The organism is Kitasatospora sp. NPDC058243, assembly GCF_042882025.1.
Lineage (GTDB): Bacteria > Actinomycetota > Actinomycetes > Streptomycetales > Streptomycetaceae > Kitasatospora.
This window is the reverse complement of record NZ_JBHVWW010000050.1, coordinates 1-17790: the sequence shown is the minus strand read 5'-3', so window position 1 is coordinate 17790 and position 17790 is coordinate 1. Positions and strand designations below refer to the sequence as shown.

The 17790-nt window shown below is 71.6% G+C and carries 13 protein-coding genes and 3 pseudogenes; 6 read left to right on the top strand and 10 right to left on the bottom strand.

Going from position 1 to position 17790, the window contains the following annotated elements; translation table 11 throughout:
• Positions 1-57: 57 nt before the first annotated feature.
• Together ACFVX9_RS27445 and ACFVX9_RS27440 are read right to left on the bottom strand one after the other, a co-directional pair.
• The gene (locus ACFVX9_RS27445) at positions 58-738 is read right to left on the bottom strand and encodes a hypothetical protein (protein WP_387984028.1); all 681 of its coding nucleotides are present in this window, start codon (positions 736-738) and stop codon (positions 58-60) included.
• A gap of 150 nt (positions 739-888) precedes the next feature.
• Positions 889-1142, bottom strand: a pseudogene (locus ACFVX9_RS27440) (hypothetical protein); the annotation flags it as partial.
• Between the two features lie 306 nt (positions 1143-1448).
• Between ACFVX9_RS27440 and ACFVX9_RS27435 the strand changes: the two are divergent.
• The 4 genes from ACFVX9_RS27435 to ACFVX9_RS27420 all read left to right on the top strand — a co-directional run bounded on the left by ACFVX9_RS27435 (position 1449) and on the right by ACFVX9_RS27420 (position 5164).
• A complete protein-coding gene (locus tag ACFVX9_RS27435) occupies positions 1449-1931 on the top strand; it encodes a hypothetical protein (RefSeq protein WP_380370925.1) in 483 nt (160 codons plus the stop codon).
• A 263-nt stretch (positions 1932-2194) separates the two neighbouring features.
• Positions 2195-2422 carry a hypothetical protein gene (locus tag ACFVX9_RS27430; protein ID WP_380370922.1) on the top strand — a complete coding sequence of 76 codons (228 nt, stop codon included), beginning with the start codon at positions 2195-2197 and terminating at the stop codon, positions 2420-2422.
• A gap of 232 nt (positions 2423-2654) precedes the next feature.
• Positions 2655-4460, top strand: a complete 1806-nt coding sequence (locus tag ACFVX9_RS27425; protein ID WP_380370920.1) for an ABC transporter ATP-binding protein — start codon at positions 2655-2657, stop codon at positions 4458-4460.
• A gap of 62 nt (positions 4461-4522) precedes the next feature.
• Complete coding sequence (locus tag ACFVX9_RS27420) at positions 4523-5164, top strand: nucleotidyltransferase domain-containing protein (RefSeq protein WP_387984025.1); 642 nt, start codon at positions 4523-4525, stop codon at positions 5162-5164.
• Positions 5165-5264: 100 nt separating this feature from the next.
• Here ACFVX9_RS27420 and ACFVX9_RS27415 read toward each other — a convergent pair whose 3' ends face one another.
• Positions 5265-5837 carry a dihydrofolate reductase family protein gene (locus tag ACFVX9_RS27415; RefSeq protein WP_363378373.1) on the bottom strand — a complete coding sequence of 191 codons (573 nt, stop codon included), beginning with the start codon at positions 5835-5837 and terminating at the stop codon, positions 5265-5267.
• Positions 5838-5983: 146 nt separating this feature from the next.
• Positions 5984-6193: pseudogene (locus ACFVX9_RS27410) on the bottom strand (SDR family oxidoreductase); the annotation flags it as partial.
• Between the two features lie 312 nt (positions 6194-6505).
• On the opposite strand from ACFVX9_RS27410, the pseudogene ACFVX9_RS27405 reads away from it, so the two are divergent.
• Positions 6506-8581 (top strand): annotated as a pseudogene (locus tag ACFVX9_RS27405) (HelD family protein).
• Positions 8582-8662: 81 nt separating this feature from the next.
• On the opposite strand, the gene ACFVX9_RS27400 reads toward ACFVX9_RS27405, so the two are convergent.
• Positions 8663-10681, bottom strand: a complete 2019-nt coding sequence (locus ACFVX9_RS27400) for a BTAD domain-containing putative transcriptional regulator (protein ID WP_387984023.1) — start codon at positions 10679-10681, stop codon at positions 8663-8665.
• A 111-nt stretch (positions 10682-10792) separates the two neighbouring features.
• Between ACFVX9_RS27400 and ACFVX9_RS27395 the strand changes: the two genes are divergently transcribed.
• Positions 10793-11671 carry an alpha/beta fold hydrolase gene (locus ACFVX9_RS27395; protein ID WP_380478898.1) on the top strand — a complete coding sequence of 293 codons (879 nt, stop codon included), beginning with the start codon at positions 10793-10795 and terminating at the stop codon, positions 11669-11671.
• Between the two features lie 127 nt (positions 11672-11798).
• Here ACFVX9_RS27395 and ACFVX9_RS27390 read toward each other — a convergent pair whose 3' ends face one another.
• From ACFVX9_RS27390 to ACFVX9_RS27370, 5 genes are all read right to left on the bottom strand, one after another.
• Positions 11799-13115 carry a nucleotidyl transferase AbiEii/AbiGii toxin family protein gene (locus tag ACFVX9_RS27390; protein WP_387984021.1) on the bottom strand — a complete coding sequence of 439 codons (1317 nt, stop codon included), beginning with the start codon at positions 13113-13115 and terminating at the stop codon, positions 11799-11801.
• Positions 13112-13819 carry a hypothetical protein gene (locus tag ACFVX9_RS27385; RefSeq protein ID WP_387984019.1) on the bottom strand — a complete coding sequence of 236 codons (708 nt, stop codon included), beginning with the start codon at positions 13817-13819 and terminating at the stop codon, positions 13112-13114. The genes ACFVX9_RS27390 and ACFVX9_RS27385 overlap by 4 nt, the downstream gene beginning before the upstream one ends.
• 198 nt (positions 13820-14017) lie before the next feature.
• Complete coding sequence (locus ACFVX9_RS27380; protein WP_380370901.1) at positions 14018-14947, bottom strand: ADP-ribosylglycohydrolase family protein; 930 nt, start codon at positions 14945-14947, stop codon at positions 14018-14020.
• Positions 14948-15064: 117 nt separating this feature from the next.
• Entirely contained in the window at positions 15065-16234 is a 1170-nt protein-coding gene (locus ACFVX9_RS27375; RefSeq protein ID WP_387984017.1) for a hypothetical protein, read from the bottom strand.
• Positions 16235-16421: 187 nt separating this feature from the next.
• Positions 16422-17249: a phosphotransferase gene (locus ACFVX9_RS27370; RefSeq protein WP_387984015.1), complete on the bottom strand. Its 828-nt coding sequence runs from the start codon at positions 17247-17249 to the stop codon at positions 16422-16424.
• Between the last annotated feature and the right edge of the window lie 541 nt (positions 17250-17790).

Genomic DNA, 17790 nt, shown 5'->3' with positions numbered 1-17790 from the left:
CCGCCGGTGCCTGCGGGAGGGAGGCACGGACTTCTTCGGCCGTTCGAACGGTGCCGCTCACAGTCCGGCTTCGTACGTCCCGGGCGGCACGGGCGTCCCGTCGTACGGGAGATAGCACCTCATGCGGTACGACAGCAGGTGCTGTACGAGGTCGCTCGCCAGGAACGGCTCTTCCCACTCCCACTGGGCACCGCCGCGGCAGGCGGTGCAGGAGGCGTCCCGGTGGCTGCGGCACACCGCGCGGCGGGCAACGTGCTGGGTGCGCATCTGGAGTCGCCCGGACAGCCAGATCTCCGTATGGGCTCTCGCCTTCTGCGCCTTGCAGCGCAGCAGAACGCAAACCTCTTCGACGCTGAGCACCCGCAGGGCAACACCCAGGCGGGCGTGCTGGCTGACCTGTGAGGTCGCCAGGCCGGGCAGGAGTTGCTCGGTCAGGCTCGGCTCAAGCCGCTTGATGAGCTGGTAGCTGGCTCTCTTGCTGTCCTCCTCTGCGGGGAGATCGTGGATCAGCCAGATGAGCGGGCTGTGCACCACGCTGGTCGCCTTCCGGTTCGCCCGCAGGAGGCGCGCGGCGTCCTTGAAGTCCTGGCAGGACTTCTCATCCTCAAGGCGCTCCAGCAGGTTGCGACGTGCCTCGGCGTACTTTCCGAACGGCCGGTGTCCGTAGTCGACGACCTTGATCTTCGTCTCGGGAGTCGTCACCAGCTTGGCTGCTATCCAGGCCCACTCCGTCAGCATGGGACCGACCATAGCCCACCCCGGTGCTCCCGGAGGAGGCCTCGTCGCGGACCCGGGTGGTGACGGAGAGCGGTTTCGGCCGCCCGAAAGTTCGCGTGGGAAAGGTGTTTTGACGCTGCGTCGACTGGTGCATTCCGCCGTGGCGTGCGGTCAGGTCTGTTCGTTCCCGGTCCACGCGCGGAGCTTTTCCGGGTTGCGGACGGCCCAGATGCGGGTGACGTGGTCGCCGCTGGTCTCGAACGCGGCGACGGTCACGGTGACGCCGGAGTGCTGGGCGACCAGGCCGGGGCGGCCGGAGTTGTTAGAGCTGCCGGAGTCCGTGCGGCGCGGATGCGCCGACGGCCCGAGGACGCCAGTTGTCGGCAGGCCGCGGGCGTCCGGTCGACGATCTCGGAGACCTCGGCGCCGCACCTCACATCTCGCGGGCCTGCGTCGTCGGACTGCCGAGTACGTGCTCGCCGCGATCTTGGCGTGGCGGCCGGGCGGCGGGCCTCCCCGCCCCATCCTGTACGCGGCGGGCTTCCTCGCACTCGCCTCGGTCCAGGTTGGCGTTGCGTCAGGCGCTGCCGGGTGCCTCTGGTGCCGACCCGCTGCGACGCACCCCGTGACGCCCGCCGAGCCTCGGGGGCCCCGCGCCGTACCGTCAGCGACCCGTCTGCGGGCTCGGGCCGGGGCGCCGCAGTGTCGGTGGTGTCTGGTACGAAGGCCCTGTGACGGAGGACGAGATCATCAAGCGGCTCATCGAGCAGAATGCCGGAGAACGGCCTTCGCCCGCGCCTCCGGAGGCCGTGTCCGGGCTCGAAGCAGTTGTGGGGCACCCGATGCCGTCTTTGCTCAGGCGGATCTATCTCGAGGTCGCCGATGGCGGATTCGGCCGCTGGGGCGGTGCCCTGTCGCTCACCGAGTACCGTGACGAACCGCCCGTACTGGAGGCGTACCTCGGGTGGCGCGAGGGCTACGGCGCGGACTATCCGACACCGGTGGTACCGCTACTGCCCTGGGGCTGCGCTATCTGGTCGCTCGTCGACTTCAGCACTCCCGAGGGGCGGATGTGGGGCTGGGACCCGAACGGCGGGTGCTTGCGCCACTCCCTCTTTCCCGAACCGTTCACCCTGTCCGAGCGGCTCACCGGCTGGCTGGACGGCCGGGAGGACTTCCCGCAGCCGTCCAACCGGGCTGACTGCTCGGAGTGAGTGGTTCGGCATGGCGGTATGGCTATGGCCTGACGCGAATGATTGCTCGGGACCAATGGGTCACCCGGAAATCCGCAGACTGGTGGCGGCTCGTCACGCACGGTTTCTTGGGGGATTCTTGACCGGGAAATCGAAGCGGGCGCTCGTCGAGTTGGACAATCCGGAAAAATCGTCAAATTTTCACATTTTGCACAATCGATGCTTGTGCATTGCGGAGGTGAGGATGACGATGGACCGAGGGGGACTTCGAAAGAAGGTTGATCATGTCATTCCTCGGACAGTTCCAGTCCTTCGGGCGGTTCCGTGACGACTGGGGCGGCGGTGGTCGCGGTGGCGACTACGGCGACTTCGGTGGCGACTTCGGTGGCGACCGTGGCGGCTACGGCGGCTACGACGACTTCGGCGGCGACTTCGGTGGCGACCGTGGCGGCTACGGCGGCTACGGAGGCGACCGCGGCGGCTACGGAGGCTACGGCGGAGGCCGGTGGTAAGGATCGCTTCCCTGTGAGAGCGGGCCGGGCACGTGTGCCCGGCTTTGCCGTGTCGGCCGGGAGTGACCCCGTGCGGGCCCGCGCCGGCCGTGCGTGTGGAGACCTTCCATTTCCGGAGCAGGGCCTCTTTGATCGGGAGTTCCTCTCAATCCGGAAGTGATCTGGGCTCGGGGACGAGCGAGAAGACCGTGAGATGACGAGGAAACACAGGCTTCGGTCGGCTCTGCGACGCTTGCTCACGGTCGCCGAGACCTCCGATGTGGTCGCCGCGGCACCGCCGGTCCCGCTCCAGGCGATCTTCCGGCGCTTCTGGCCCTACACCAAGGGCGGCCGCCGATGGCTGGTGGTGCTGCTGGCCCTGGTCGCGGTGGGCCCGGCGATCGAGGCGATGGAGATCTGGCTGTTCAAGATCGTCATCGACGACATGCTCATTCCGCACCGGCTGAACCTGTTCCTGCCGATCGCCCTCGCCTATGTGGGGCTGACCCTGCTCTCCGGAGTACTGGGCTTCGCCCGCCGGGTGATCTCCACCTGGGTCAGCGAACGCTTCCTGCTCATCCTGCGGTCGGACGTGTTCCGGCACATCCAGGGCCTGTCACTGGGCTTCTTCGAGCGCCGGCGGCTCGGCGACGTGCTGTCCCGGGTGACCGGCGACGTGGACGCGGTCGAGACCTTCCTGCTCTCCGGCATCGTCAACGCGCTCGGCCAGGTGGCGCGGCTCGGCATCTACGTCGGCCTGCTGCTGGTGCTGCGCTGGGAGCTGACCCTGGTCGCGTTGGTCGCCGCGCCGCTGTTCTTCCTCACCGCCCGCCGCTTCGCCAAGCTGATCCGGGCGGCCTCGCGCGAACGCCGCCAGCGCAGCGGCTCGATCAGCGCGGTCGCCGAGGAGACGCTCGGCAACATCGCGCTCGTCCAGGCGTACAACCGCCAGGGCTGGGAGCACGCCCGATTCCAGCGCGAGAGCATCGGCCGGTACCACGCGGCGATGGCCTCGACCAGGATCGGAGCGCTCTACGGGCCGGCGGTCGACTTCGTCGAACTGCTCGGCGGCCTGGTGGTCATGGGCCTCGGGGCCTGGGAACTCGTGCACGGCCGGCTCACCTTCGGTGGCCTCATCGTCTTCCTCACCCTGCTGAGCAGGCTCTACGGCCCGATCCAGAGCATGTCCGGACTCGGCAACACCTTCTACGCGGCCTCCGCCGCCGCCGAGCGGATCATCGAACTGCTCGACCAGCGTCCACAGGTGACCGATCCCGTCACCCCCCGGCCGCTCGGTCGCGCCCGGGGCGGCATCGAGTTCGACGACGTCACCTTCCGTTACCCGGAGGTGGAGGCGCCCGCGCTGTCGGGGGTGTCCTTCGAGGTGGCACCGGGGGCGACGCTGGCCCTGGTCGGCGCCAGCGGCGCGGGCAAGTCCACCGTCGCCAAGCTGCTGCTGCGCTTCTACGACCCGGACGACGGCGCGGTACGGCTCGACGGCCTCGACCTGCGCGACCTCGCCCTCACCGACCTGCGCGAGAACGTCGCGGTGGTGCTCCAGGAGACCCTGGTCTTCCACGGCACCGTCCGGGAGAACATCGCCTACGGGCGCCCCGAGGCGAGTGAGGCCGAGATCCTGGCGGCGGCCCGGGCGGCGGACGCCCACGAGTTCATCACCCGGCTCCCGGACGGCTACGACACCCTGGTCGGCCAGCGCGGTCGCCTGCTCTCCGGCGGCCAGCGCCAGCGCCTCGCGATCGCCCGCGCGATGGTCCGGGACGCCCCCGTCCTCATCCTCGACGAGCCCACCACGGCCCTGGACGCGGAGTCGAGCCAACGGATCATGGGCCCGCTGCGCCTGCTCATGGCCGATCGCACGACGATCATCATTTCGCACAACCTGCTGACCGTTCGCGACGCCGACCAGATCGTCCTGCTCGACCAGGGCCGGATCGTCGCCCACGGCACCCACACCGAGCTCCTCCTCCGCAGCTCCGTCTACGCGGGCCTGCACCGGTTGCACCACCCGCCGGGCGAGTCCGTGGAGGCCGTCCCCTGAGTCGTCGCCCGGGCGTACCGATCTCGGCCACGGCGCTGCAGGGCTGTTGGTAGATTCCTGGCGTGAGTGAGCAACTGCCCGGCGGTGGGGTCGAGCTGTCGGCCGACGAGATTGCGGCCCTCGACGACAGGTGGTCGTCGTGCTGGACGCCGGAGGAGGTCGCGCGGCGGTTGGCGGGGGTCGGCACGCCGTGGTGTGTGGCTGCGGGGTGGGCGTTGGACCTCTTCCGGGGCGGGCAGGCGCGTGCGCACGGGGACATCGAGATCGCGATTCCGGCCGCGAGCTTTCCCGAGGTCCGCAGCCGCTTCCCCGGGTACGTCTTCGACGCGGTGGGCAGCGGCCGGATCTGGGAGGACGCCGCACCGGGGGTGCTGGCCGCCACCCATCAGACCTGGCTGCGCGATCCGGCCACCGGTGACTACCTGCTCGATGTGTTCCGCGAACCGCACGACCGGGACGTCTGGATCTGCCGGCGCGATGAGAGGATCCGCTTTCCCTACAGCGAGATCATCCGCCACACGGCAGATGGCATCCCGTACCTGGCGCCCGAGCTGGTCCTGCTGTTCAAGGCCAAGCACCTCCGCCGGAAGGACCAGGCGGACTTCGACACGACCGTCCCGCTGATGACCCCGGCGCAGCGCGAGACCCTGGCCGAGCTGCTCGCCTGCGTCCACCCCGGGCATCCCTGGCTCGCGGACCTGTAGTCCCCGCGCCGGCGGCTCGCAACGGCGGGACGTGGCCCCTGCGGCGGGGCCGGCGCCGCGCAGTGGTCGGCGCGGGGGCTTACCGGGTCTGCGGGGAACGTCAGCGGACGACGTCGAAGACCTGCTTCTGCAGACCGTTGGGGTAGACCTCGTGCTCGACGAGCGTCAGCTTCTGGGTGTCCTTGTCCGTCGTGCTGAACAGGCGCTTGCCCGCGCCGAGCAGGAGCGGGAAGACGAGCAGGTGGTAGCGGTCGACCAGACCGGCGTCGGAGAGGGCCTGGTTCAGGGTCGCACTGCCGTGCACGATGATCGGGCCGCCCTCGGTCCGCTTCAGTGCGGCAACCTCGTCGAGTGAGCGCAGGATCGTGGTCTCGCCCCAGTTCGACACCAGGTCGTCCTCGGTGAGGGTGGTGGAGACGACGTACTTCGGCATCACCTTGTAGTCGGCGAAGTCCGCCATGTCGGGCCACACCGAGCTGAAGGCCTCGTAGCTGACCCGGCCCAGCAGCATCGCGGTGGCCTCCTGCTGCTCCCGCCCCTTGATCTCGAAGGCCTCGGGAAGGAACTCGATGTTCTTGAAGGTCCAGCCGGAGTTCCGGTAGCCGGGCTCCCCGCCCGGGCCTTCCACAACGCCGTCGAGCGAGATGAAGGCGGTGCTGATCAGGGTGCGCATCTCTGGTTCCTCGGTGTCTCGGATCTGGATTCTTCCGGGTCTGCCGACCTGGTCGGCATCGGATGCCCTGCTGCCGGCCGCCGATGTGATCAAGGTAGCCGGGCCGGTCGAACCAGGCCACCAGCCGGGGCCGCGGTGCGTTGCCGTCAGCCCCTGGGGAACTCGCCGCCGTCCACGACGAGATTGCTCCCCGTCAGCCAGCCAGCCAGCCAACCAGCCGGCCAACTCGCCCGGCCGGACAGGAGGAACAGCACCGCGTCGGCGATGTCGTCGGGTTGGCCGTCGCGCCCAAGCGGGGGAGTGGTGGTGTCCTGGCCCGGCCCCGCGTCCAGGCGCGCCCACTGCTCGCGCGTCGCTAGGCGCTATAGGGGCGTCCTATGGCGTGCCGGTTCCGTCGTACGCCGTCGCCGGCCGCTCACCCTGCGGCCCCGACGTGCTCAGCGGCCACCCGTGCGCGACTATCTGGCGTTACATCAGATGTGGTGTGTGGGTTGAGAGTTGGGGAAGTGAGGCGCCGAGGGCGCAACGGCGGCGCGTTCGTCAACTTTTACTTTCCCCCGCCCGCCCCCGCATAGTGACGGCCCGAACCAGAGAGGAGGCCCGTCGTGCCGTACAGCGATGACCGTGCCGAGTGCCAGGTGCAGGCGGAAAACGTGCAGGTGGGGGCCGTGTGCGCCGAGTACGACCGGCGTCTGGAGCAGGCGCGCGCCGAACTGGCCCGTACCCTCGCCGCGCCCGCCGACGGGGCCGGGGCCGTGTACGAGCGGGACGTGGCGGCCGCGCGGTGGGCCGGGGAGGTGCGCCGCCTGGAAGGCGCCGGCCACGGGCTGGTGTTCGGCCGCCTCGACACCGCCGACGGCACCACGTTGCGGATCGGGCGCCTGGGCCTGCACACCGAGGCGGACGAACTGCCGCTGCTGGTGGACTGGCGGGCCGAGGCCGCCAGGCCCTTCTACGAGGCCACGCCCGTCCACCCGATGGGCCTGCGACGCCGGCGCCACCTGCGTCTGGACGGCCGCACCGTCGCTGCCGTCAGCGACGAACTGCTGGACGGCTCCGACCCCACCCGCGAGGACGTGATCGGCGACGGCCCGCTGCTGGAGGCCCTGTCGGCCCGGCGCACCGGACGCATGGGCGCCGCGGTCGCCACCCTCCAGGCCGAGCAGGACGCGATCGTCCGCTCCCGCCACCGGGGGGTGACGGTGGTGCAGGGCGGCCCCGGCACCGGAAAGACGGTGGTGGCCCTGCACCGCGCCGCGTACGTGCTGTACGCCTTCCCGCGCGCCGCCGAACGCGGCGTCCTCGTCCTGGGCCCCAACGCCCGCTTCCTGGACTACATCTGTCAGGTGCTGCCCTCGCTCGGCGAGAACGACGTCGCCCTGGCGACCTGCGCCGACCTCGCCCCCGCCACCCCCGGCCCGGCGGCGCCCGAGGAACCGCAGACCGCCCGCCTCAAGGGTGACCCCGCCCTCGCCGACGCCCTGGCCGCCGTGGTCCGCGCCCACCAGGCCCCGGCGGCGGACGGCCTGGCCATACGGGTCGGCCAGGAGGAGGTGCACCTGCCGTAGTCCGACCTCGCCGTCGCCGCCCGCGCCGCCACCGCCGACGGCCTCGCCCACAACCGCGCCCGCGACCTGTTCAAGGACCTGCTGGCCGACGCCCTCACCCGCGCCCTCGAACGCGACACCGCCGACACCCTCGACCGGCTCGACGCCGAGGTCGCCCAGCTCACCGGCCTCAACCTCGACCGCGTCGCCGCCGCCGATCTGCGCCGGCTCGGTCTCGACGGCTCACGTGCCCACGAGGCCGTGGGTAGCGACGATGCCGCGGGTGCTGGCGGCACCGCGGGAACCGACGGCACCTTCGACGCCGAGGCCGTTCGCGCGGCCCTGCTGGACGACCCGCACCTCGACCGCGTCCTCGACACCCACTGGCCCGCCCTCACCCCGCACGACGCCGTCCGCGCCCTGCTCACCGACCCCGCCGCCCTCGCCGCCCACCTGCCCCACCTCTCCGACGACCAGCGCGCCCGCCTGCTGCGCGCCCCTGACGCCCCGTGGACCGACGCCGACCTTCCGCTGCTGGACGAGGCCGCCGCCCTGCTCGACGGTCCCCCGCAGCGCAGTTGGGGCCACGTCGTCGTCGACGAGGCCCAGGAACTCACCGCGATGCAGTGGCGCGCCGTGCTGCGCCGCTGCCCCACCCGCTCGATGACCGTCGTCGGCGACTTCGCCCAGGCCGGCCCCGCCGCCCAGGCCCGCGACTGGCACGAGGCCCTCCACCCGCACACCGGGAGCCGCTTCGACCTGCACACCCTGACCGTCAGCTACCGCACCACGCAGGAGATCCTCGCCACCACCACCGACCTGCTCGCCCGCATCGCCCCCGGCCAGGCCCGCGCCCGCGCCATCCGCCACGGCGAACCCCCGCGCACCCTCACCGCCCCGGCCCACGGCCTCGCCGCCGCCGTCCTGGCCGAACTGCGCGCCCAGACGGCCGCCCACCCCGGCGACCTCCTCGCCGTGGTCTGCGCAGACGCCCGCCTGCCGGAGCTGGAGGCCGCCGGCCTGCCCGGACACGTCCGCCTCGTCCCCGCCTCCGAGGCGCGCGGCCTGGAGTTCGACGCCGTCCTCGTCGTCGATCCCGACCAGATCACCGCCGCCCGCCCGGCCGGCGAACGCGACCTGTACGTCGCCCTCACCCGTGCCACCCGCCGCCTGTGCGTGATCAGGACCGCGGGGTAGGCCGGGCAGGGGAGGGGGAGGGTTCGGCCCGGTAGACGGTGAGGTGCCGGCCGGGGGCGCCGGGTACCCGGGCGGCACCGCCTACCCCGCTCCGGCGCATGCCTCCGCCTCCGCCAGGTACCGCGCCACCGGGCCCAGCGTCAGCATTCCACTGGCGGCGCCGGCATGTTCCGTACGGGCACCGCGCAGGGCAGCCCCGGCGCGTGCGGCGATTCCGGGCTCGCCGAGGCGTACGGCGGCGCGGGCGGTCAGGCACCACATGGCCTCCTGCATGTGGTCACGCGCCGGTTCGGGCACCGCGGCGAGGGCGGTACGGGCCTCCTCGACCCGCTCCTGGGCCAGCAGCACGAGGGGGCGCACCCAAGCCCGGTACGGGCCCCAGTCGAGGTGCGGGTCGGTGGGTGCGGGCCGGTCGTGCAGCAGGCGCAGCCCGAGGAGCGCGAGCGCGAACAGGCCGCGGTGCAGCCCCGGCATTCCGGCCTGCTGGAGGGCGTTCTCGGCGGCCCGGTAGTGCGCTGCGGCCGTGGCGGCGGTCGGCCCGCCCGGTTCGGTGCTGCGGGCGGCCGTGGCCCGGGCCCGGAACCACCCGGTGAGGACGGGGACGAGGGGCGCCTCGGTGGTGGCGGCGAGCCGCTCGGCGGCCTCGGCGTGCGAGGCCGCGGCGTCGAGGTCCCCGAGGGCCGAGGCGGACTGGAGGCGGACGAGTCGGCCGAGTACGGCGAAGTTCGGCAGCTCGTGCCGGGCGGCCAGATCGAGGATCTCGGCGCCGATCCCGTCCCGTACCGCCGCGAGCCCGGGGCGGGTGAAGGACTGCAGGAACACCCCGTTGAGGGCGAAGACCAGCAGGGCGGGATCGGCCAGGCCCCGCGCCAGCGCCTCCGCCTGTTGTGCCGCCTGCCGCGCGCGCCCCAGCTCGGCCGCGGACAGGTCGGCGCTGCGGCTCTCGACGGCGACCGTGGCCAGGAGGCGGGCCGACAGGTCGGCGGGGCTGCCGGTGCCGTCGGTGCTGCCGGTGCCGCCGGTGCCGAGCGCGGTGAGCGTGCGCTCGGCAGCCGCGACGACCGCGCGGGACTGCTCGGGGTCGTCGGCCCGGCTCCAGATGGCGGGCACGTCGTAGGCGCCGATGATCCGGGCGGTCAGGGAGAGGTCTCCCGTGCGTTCCGCAGCCTGAATGGCGGCGAGGCGGTCGCGTCGCGAGTGGACGAGGGCGTCGCCACCCGCCAGTGCGAGGGTGCGGGCCAGATCCACGGTGGTGCGCGGGCCGAGCCGGACGCCCGGGCCGCGCCACCCGGTACGGGCGCCTTCGAGGGTCGCGGCCCCGTTGAGGATGTCCGTCTCCAGACGCCGGAGTTCGGCGCCAGGGTCGAGTCCGAGTTGATCGACGAGCATCGCGCGGGCGCGGCGGAGGGTGGCCAGCGCGTCGGCCTGGCGGCCCGCGCGGTACAGCGCGCGGGCCAGCAGCCCCCAGGCCGGCTCACGCCACGGGTGTTCGGCGACGTGGGCGCCCAGTTCGGCGACGAGACCGGCCCCTTCGCCGGAGTCGAGGAGGAGGCGGGCGCGCAGTTCCACCCCCTCCATCCGCAATTCCTCCAGCCGGGTCCGCTCGCGCCGTGCCCATGCGGCGCCGGTCACATCGGCGTACGCGGGTCCGCGCCAGTCCTTGAGTGCCGCGCTGAGGTCGGCCACCGTGTCGGGGTTGGTCACTGTGTCGGGGCCGGTAGCTGTGTCGGGGCTGGTCACTGTGCCGGGGCGGCGCCGGGCGCGGGCCAGGGTGTCCTGGAAGCGGTGGGCGTCCACGTCCTCACGCGACAGACGCAACGCGTAGCCGGGCCCTTCGGTGACGATGACGCGCGGCGCATCGTGGGGCGGCCGGTCGGGTTCGAGGGCGCGGCGCAGCGCGGCGACGAACGTACGCAGAGCGCCCACGGCGCGGGCCGGTGGATCGGTCCACAGGTCGTCGACGAGGGTGTCGGTGGTGACCATCCGCCCCTCGGCGGCGACGAGCCGGGCGAGCACCTCCCGATGGCGGGGGCCGCCCAGGTCGATCGGGCTGCCGTCGTCGCGGAAGGCTCGCACGGCACCGAGCACGTCGATTCGCATGCCCCCATCCTCCGTGCCGGGGGTCGGCTGCGCTTGACCGTACTGATCGGCTGCTGATCGCCGTCGCCCAGGCTGGTCCGGTCAGCCCCCGACCGACAAGGATGGCCCTTCATGACGCTCACCATTCCCGGCTTCGACCCCGTCCGCCTGCCCGGTGCGAACGGGGTGGAGCTGGCTGCCGCCGTCGGCGGCAGCGGGAGCCCGGTCGTGCTGTTGCACGGTTTCCCCCAGACCCACCTGATGTGGCGCCACGTTGCCGAGCGGCTCGCCGACGAACACACGGTGATCTGCCCCGACCTGCGGGGCTACGGCGCCAGCGACAAGCCGGCGGCCACCGACCCCGAGGTGTACGCCAAGCGCACCATGGCCGCCGACGTCGTGAACTTGGCGGCCGCCCTCGGCCACGAGCGCTTCGCCCTCGTCGGCCACGACCGGGGCGCCCTGGTCGCCTTCCGGGCGGGGCTGGACCACCCTGAGACCGTCACGCACCTGGGCATCCTCGACGTCGTGCCGACCCTCGACATGTGGAACGTCCTGCACGGCGTCCCGGCGGCGGTCGGCTACCACCTCTTCCTGATGGCGCAGCCGCCGGGCCTGCCGGAGACGATGATCGCCAACAGCGCGGACGCGTTCTTCGGCTCGTTCCTCGACTCCTGGGCCAACGACGCGACCGCCGTTCCCGAGGATGTCCGTGCCGAATACCTGCGGGCGAGCGCGGCGGCGGTGAGGTCGATCGTCGCGGACTACCGGGCCTCGGCGGGCATCGACGTCACGCACGACCGAGCGGACCTGGACGCGGGGTCGCAGCTGGCCATGCCCGTGACGGTCGTCCAGCAGGACTGGGGCGCGCAACTGGGCTATGACGCGGCAGCGGTGTGGAAGGCGTGGGCGCCGGACCTCGACCACCGGCTGACCCGGGCGGGGCACTTCATGGCCGAGGAGGCTCCCGACGAGATCGCGGAGGCGATCCGGGAGCTGCTGGCCCGCTGAACCTCCCCTTCCCGGCTCGCCGACTGACTGACCGACCGACCGGGCCACGGTCGGTCGGTCGGCGAGCCTTGGGCTTCCTCGGCGGTCGGGAACCTCTTCCCGTGTCGGGTACCCGCCGGGGTCGGTGTCAGGTGTGGGTGCCGTCCGCCGGGGGCTCGTCGGCGAGCTCGGCGAGCTCGGCGGCGTAGCGAGTGGCGGCCTCCGCCAGCTTGCGGGTCTTCCGGTCCGGTTTGTCGCTGAGGTGGGCGGCGACGGCGCGGTGGGCGTCTTCGAGGTTGCCGTCAAGGTCGTCGCCGAGTAGTTCGCGGGTGATCACCAGGGAGTTGTCCGGGAGCACGTGCCGCTGGGACATCCGTTGCTGGACCTCGGCCATGCCCTCGCGCGCCAGCACCTCCCGCAGTTCCTCGATCAGCGGGGCCAGCCACTGGGCACGCAGTGTGTACTCGCCGTGGCCGGCGAAGGTCGCGTGGAGCCCGGCGAGCAGCTGCGCCGGGTACTCCTCCACGGGTTTGGCGAACTGCGGGTAGTCCTTGGCGAATTCGTCCCAGTCGACGTAGAGCCCGGAGATCTGCTCCGGGAGGACCGGCCAGCGCGACCAGCTCTCGTCGGACTGGGTGAAGACCTGCCGCAGCAGGTCGTAGGGCACCTCGTCGGTGCGCGAGAGCAGGATCGCGTCGTAGAGGTCCTTGCCCTGCGGGTGGTTGTCCGAGACCAGCCAGAGGATCTTCCACGCGAGGGAGAGTTGTGGCGTGGCGGCGAACAACCGGCCGGTGACGCCGGGGAGCTGGTAGGACTCCGGGGGGACGGGCAGGTGTTCGGTGAAGACGAAGTCCAACTGGACGGTCCCGCCCGGGACGCCGGGTGCCGACCACGGCAGGATGAGCCGGCGCCCGGGAATCCGGCTGTACGTCCAGATCTCGTCGCTGACCGCCTGGTCCGCGTGCAGCCGCACCGCGCCCGAGAGCCGTTCGGCGTCGGCGGCGAGCTCCTCGAACATGCGGTCCGTGCGCTCGTCCTCCAGCTGCCAGTCCGTCGGGCGGACCACGAAGTCCAAGTCCCCCGGCTCCCGCGCCTGCTCGCCGTACCAGGCCCGCAGCAGGACGCTCCCGCGCAGGACCAGGTGCTCGGACCACTGCGAGCCGGCGACGGCGGACAGTACGGTGTTCAGCGCCTCGCGCCGCGCGGCGAGCCACCGTTGGGCGAGCTGCGGGTCGGTGAAGGCGGGTTCACTGGGCCGCAGGGCCCGGGCGTACCCGGCGAGGGCGGGGTCGAAGACCGGCTGCTGGCTCACCGCCTCGTCGTCGATCGGCCGGACGCTCCTGGGCAGGCCCCGGTCCTCGCGGACGTCCTCCGTTGGTGGCTGTCGGGGGAGCAGGACGCCCTGCCACGGCCCGTATTGCAGTTCCTCCCACGCCACTGGCGACTGGGGCTGGTCCTCGGTCATCGCGGGTCTCCCTCTCCGTACGGTCCGGCACTGTGCTCGTGCTCGTGCTTCTGTTCGCGTTCGTGCTTCTGCTCGCGCTCGCTGATCCATCCGTCGTCCAGGGCCTCGTCGCTGTCCACGGCGACGAACTCGCGCTCCACCGACACCACCTCGCGACCGTCGGCGGCAAGGCCCCGGAGCAGCGCGTCCAGGCGCTGGCCCGCGGTGCTCAGGCCGACCAGGCGGCACCGCTGGGTCACGAACCACTCGCGCCGACCGTCGTCGCGTATTCGGCGCGGGTTGTGCGACAGGTGCGCGCCGTGGCGGACGGCCAACTCGGCGAGGTCTGCAAGGCGGGCAGGGTCGGCGAGACGGGCAGGGTCGGCCGTGGGATGCGGGTCCGGGAGCAGCAGCTTGACGTGGTGCTCGAAGTACCGGCGCGCCCCGTGCGGCACGGCGTCCTCGTCCGAGACCGGAACGCCCTCCGCCCATGGCGTGGCCTCGATCTTCGTCCGCAGGACAGTGAAGCCGGCCCGAACCAGCCGGCCCGTGGTGCGGGACGTCGCCGCAGCGACCTCGTCCAACGAGCCGTTGGCGCGCAGGGTGAGCATCGGCTGCGAGGGCGCCGCACCGCGTGCCAGCAGGATGTGGGTGAACTTCAGGCCATGACCGTCGGCCCACCCGGCCAGCGCCTCGGCGGCGCCGGGCTCCACGGTCAGGTGCACCTCGAAGTCACCCCGGAGATCGGGAGGACCGGACCGGTCGTCACGGTGTTGGTCAGGACGGATGGCGAGCATGGGAGCATCCTGCCAAGCCCCTACGACAACGCCTCGCGCGCCCGGGCGCGCAGCGAGCTTTCGCTGGACCGGTCGCGGTCCTGTCGTCATACCGGTCGGTGGCGCGCCGCGAGTTCTCGGGCGAGGTCAGCCCCCGAGGCCGTCCACCAGGTCAAGGAGATCGGGCAGTTGCAGGACCCGTCCGCCGGAACCCGGTAGCGGGATGTGCAGCGGCTCGGTCCATCGGGAGGGGATCGCGTCCAGTCCGTAACGGGCACCCGCAAGCCCGCCGGTGACCGCGGCGACGGTGTCCGTGTCGCCGCCCAGGTCGACGGCCGCGCGCAGCGCGCCCTCGAAGCTCGTCGTGGTGCGCAGAGCCCAGACCGCTGACCCCAGGCAGGGCCAGACGGCGCCGTTGAACTCGGTTGCCTGGTCCGGGTGCCAGCCGGGATCGAGGACCGTCGCGTATCGCGGGCGGTGATCGGGATGGATGAGCGCCAGAACGTCAGGGAGCGCGCGGAGGGCGTCGTTGTCCTCCAGCGTGACGCGTATGAGTTCGTGGAAGATCGCGGTGCCTTCCCAGGCGGCGCGGTCGCCGTGGGTGAGGGCGGCGATGCGCCGAGCGGCATCCATGGTGGCGGCCTGTCCCGCACGTGCGAAGTGGACCGCGGATGTCGATGCCCGCATCAACGAGCCATTACCTGCTGCCCGCAGGTTGACCTGGAAGTGGATCGCGGCGGCCAGATCCCAGGGCATGCCGTTGGTGAGGACGTCCTCGGTCTGCAAGCCGATGTCCTTGGGTTCGGATGCCGCCCACCGCTGGAAGCGGCCGAAGATGTCCGACAGGTCCAGCCCGCCCCGCTGCACCAGTGACTCCGCCACCATCACGGCCATCTGCGTGTCGTCCGTGGCCTCGCCCGGATCCCAGCCGCCACCTCCGCACATCTCGGCACCGGCACCGGGGACGGGGAACCGCGCAGAGAACGCTCCTTGGGGACCGAACTCAAAAGGGGCTCCAAGCGCGTCACCCACAGCCGAGCCGACAACCGCGCCGGCAGCCCGCTGAATCCGCTTCATTGGTGCAGGCTATCGGTGCGGCCGGTGCCAGGCGGCGGGCAGGCGGTTGGGGACGTTCCGTCGTTCGTGCAGTTGTTGATCCCGGTGAGCCCGTGACTTGATGTCTGTGTCGGTGGGTCAGTTGGTGGCGGGCGAGTTGTTGGTGCTGCGGTCGTCGAGGACGATGTGCGGCTGGTGCAGGCGGTCGCTGCCGGCCTGCTCGTCGGCGGGCCGGGTGCTGTTGATGACGGCGGCGATGCGCTCGTAGCTGGTGACGGCGAGGGCCCACGTTCCGATGCTGGTGCCGATGCCGCCGCCGACTCCGCTGTAGGCGGTTTCCCGGAGCGCGTTGAGGAGGGCGATGGTGCTGGGGCCGGACAGGATCGTGTCCTCGTTGCCGTCGTTGACCGGCTTCGAGAAGTGGTCGGCGCCCTGGGCCTGGGCGGCCAGGAAGTCCCAGGTCTCGGGGTGGCAGGAGATCGCGACGGTCTTCACGGCTGCGGCCTTGAGAAGGGTGTTGACGTGGTTCTCCCAGAGGAAGGGCTCCGGGATGAGACCGGACACGTCGTCGGCGCGGCCGCTCGGGAGGTCGTCGGTCACGGCCTGGTCCGGCGCGACTGCTTCCGTGTTCTCCAGATCGACCTTCGTGTCCTGCTCCGTGGGGCCGGAGGGACGGTACAGGTCTGCGAGTTGGGCGGCCACCTCGGCGGCGATCTGGCTGAGCTGGTCCTTGGTGAGGACGTGCGGGGCGGTCGGCGCGTCGTCGGCAGGGGTGGTCTCGGACACGGTTGTCTCCTCGCTGTCGGATTCCGCGGCCTCGCCGGTCACGGAGGGGGAGGCCGGCTCTGTGGCCCGCTGTGCGGCCTGCTCGGATGCCGGGGGCTCGGCGCCGGGGAGTTCGTTGGTACCGGGGGAGTTGCTGCTGGCATCACCGCCGGGCGGGTGAGCGGCTTCCGTCGGCTGGCCCGCGGCCTCGGGGGAGTCGACGGCGGGCAGGGGCGCCTCGGCGGGGCCGCCGTCCAGGGAGGCGCGGCCGCTGCTCTGCCGAGTGCTGAGTTCGTTGCGCAGGTTGCCCAACTGGCGGTGGAGGCTGCGGTTGTCCTGGTGGGCGCGGCTGGTTTCCTGCTGCCCTCTGGCGATCGCCTCGAAGAACTCGTCGCGGTGTTCGCTCAGGCCGGCCGCCAGTGTCGCGGTGAGTTCGGCTCGCAGGTTGTCGGTGTGGTTGCGGATCTCCTCCAGGCCGGCCTGAAGGGCCGTCCCGACTTCTGCGCGTAGCAGTTCGACCTGGTGGGCGGTGCCCCTCGCCATGTCCCCTCCTGATCTCGCGCACCCGTAGGGGTGGCGGCGGGTACAGCGTGGCGGCAAGGGCCCGTGCGTGATGAGCGGATCGGTGGGACTGTCGAGAACGCGTCGATCACCGTCTGAAATCGGATCATCACGCAGATGTGTCACATTGTCGGTTGATAGACCGAATGGAGCGTCATGCTGGTGTTCATCACGGTGCGGACTCCTTGTCGGAGTTCCCGAGGATGTCGGTGGTCCAGGCCGGCCTGATCGCATGCCAGCTGTACCGGTAGCCGTTGGTGCCGTGGTGGGGCGTGGTGAGGATGTGGTGGAACTCGCACCATGCGGCGAACTCCCGCCAGGAGCAACCGGGAAGACCGCGTTGCTCGGGATGGCGGTTGTAGGCGGCTACGGTCCGCCGGATGGTGTCCTCGGGTAGGGGGCCGGCGGTCATGGCGATGGTGACGATGATCTTGGCGAGGTCGTAGCCGAAGGGGGCGAGGGTGAGGGAGTCGAAGTCGATGACGGCGACCGTGGTGTCGGTGATGAGGAAGTTGCGCGGGTTGGCGTCCTTGTAGAAGGCGGCGGGCATGGTGGCGGCCTGCTCCAGCCAGCCGTCGATCGCGCCGGGGGTCAGGAGCGGGGCCGGTACGGTGCCGGTGGCCAGAAGCCGGTGGAGGCGCTCGCGGCGGCTGTCGGCGAAGTCGGCGATGGTGACCTCGGCGGTCGCGACGTCGGCGGTTGTGGCGTCGCCGCTGGTGTGGTCGGCGCTGGTGTGGGGTGTGTTCAGGTGGGCGGCGTGCAGGTCGTGGGTGTGGGCGGTGGTGTGCTGGTGGCCGAGGAGGTCGGCCAGGGTCAGCAGGTCGTCGGGGGTGCCGTGGTGACCGTCGAGGTGCTCGAAGTCGATCGCGGTGGGGTGGATGTGGACGACTTGGGGGATGCGTACGTCGGGGTTGGCGCGGGCGATCCAGCGGTGGTGGGCCAGGGAGCGCTGCTGGGTGTGGGGCTCCGTGAACGTCTTGGTGAAGATCCGCATCATCGTGTGTGCTCCTCCTCAAACGTGGCCACACCGGCCCCGCAGGCCCGCGCTGCTACAAGGACGGTACCGGCGCACGGTGGACGTTCACAGGTGGCGTCGGCACGGTACGAACAGCTGCGAGTCGCTCTTTGAAGTGCCATGGGGATGGCGCTGGACCTCGGCATCGCGAGCCTGAACTCGCTGCTGGGGAAGGGCTATCCGACAGTGGCCAGTCTCCCCAGGTTCATGCCGGCGGTCGTCGCGGCCCGCAGGGCCGTCCTGGCGCAGGCCACACCGCGGCGGGTGGCCGCCTCGCCCCCACCGACGGCGAGCGTTCGTGTGCCGAGGCCTGCGCATGTGCGGCAGATGCCGGGGTGGGGGACTGGGTCGTGGCATTTGGTGCACTCGGTGTAGCGGGTTGCTGTGGGTCGTTCGGCGGGTTGGTCGGGCGGCATCTTGTGCTTTAGTACTGCAACCGCATCTGGGCGTGACTGTGGGTGTAGGTGTTCGTTGTCTTGACTGTGTGCCTATGGGTTGACGGTTGAGCAGGTTGAGTCGTGGT

Bases quoted from the DNA above. Each gene is read 5' to 3' on its own strand.
- ACFVX9_RS27445 (WP_387984028.1), bottom strand. From the start codon at position 738: ATGCTGACGGAGTGGGCCTGGATAGCAGCCAAGCTGGTGACGACTCCC.
- ACFVX9_RS27430 (WP_380370922.1), top strand. From the start codon at position 2,195: ATGTCATTCCTCGGACAGTTCCAGTCCTTCGGGCGGTTCCGTGACGAC.
- ACFVX9_RS27415 (WP_363378373.1), bottom strand. From the start codon at position 5,837: ATGCGCACCCTGATCAGCACCGCCTTCATCTCGCTCGACGGCGTTGTG.
- ACFVX9_RS27400 (WP_387984023.1), bottom strand. From the start codon at position 10,681: ATGCGAATCGACGTGCTCGGTGCCGTGCGAGCCTTCCGCGACGACGGC.
- ACFVX9_RS27395 (WP_380478898.1), top strand. From the start codon at position 10,793: ATGACGCTCACCATTCCCGGCTTCGACCCCGTCCGCCTGCCCGGTGCG.
- ACFVX9_RS27390 (WP_387984021.1), bottom strand. From the start codon at position 13,115: ATGACCGAGGACCAGCCCCAGTCGCCAGTGGCGTGGGAGGAACTGCAA.
- ACFVX9_RS27380 (WP_380370901.1), bottom strand. From the start codon at position 14,947: ATGAAGCGGATTCAGCGGGCTGCCGGCGCGGTTGTCGGCTCGGCTGTG.
- ACFVX9_RS27375 (WP_387984017.1), bottom strand. From the start codon at position 16,234: ATGGCGAGGGGCACCGCCCACCAGGTCGAACTGCTACGCGCAGAAGTC.
- ACFVX9_RS27370 (WP_387984015.1), bottom strand. From the start codon at position 17,249: ATGATGCGGATCTTCACCAAGACGTTCACGGAGCCCCACACCCAGCAG.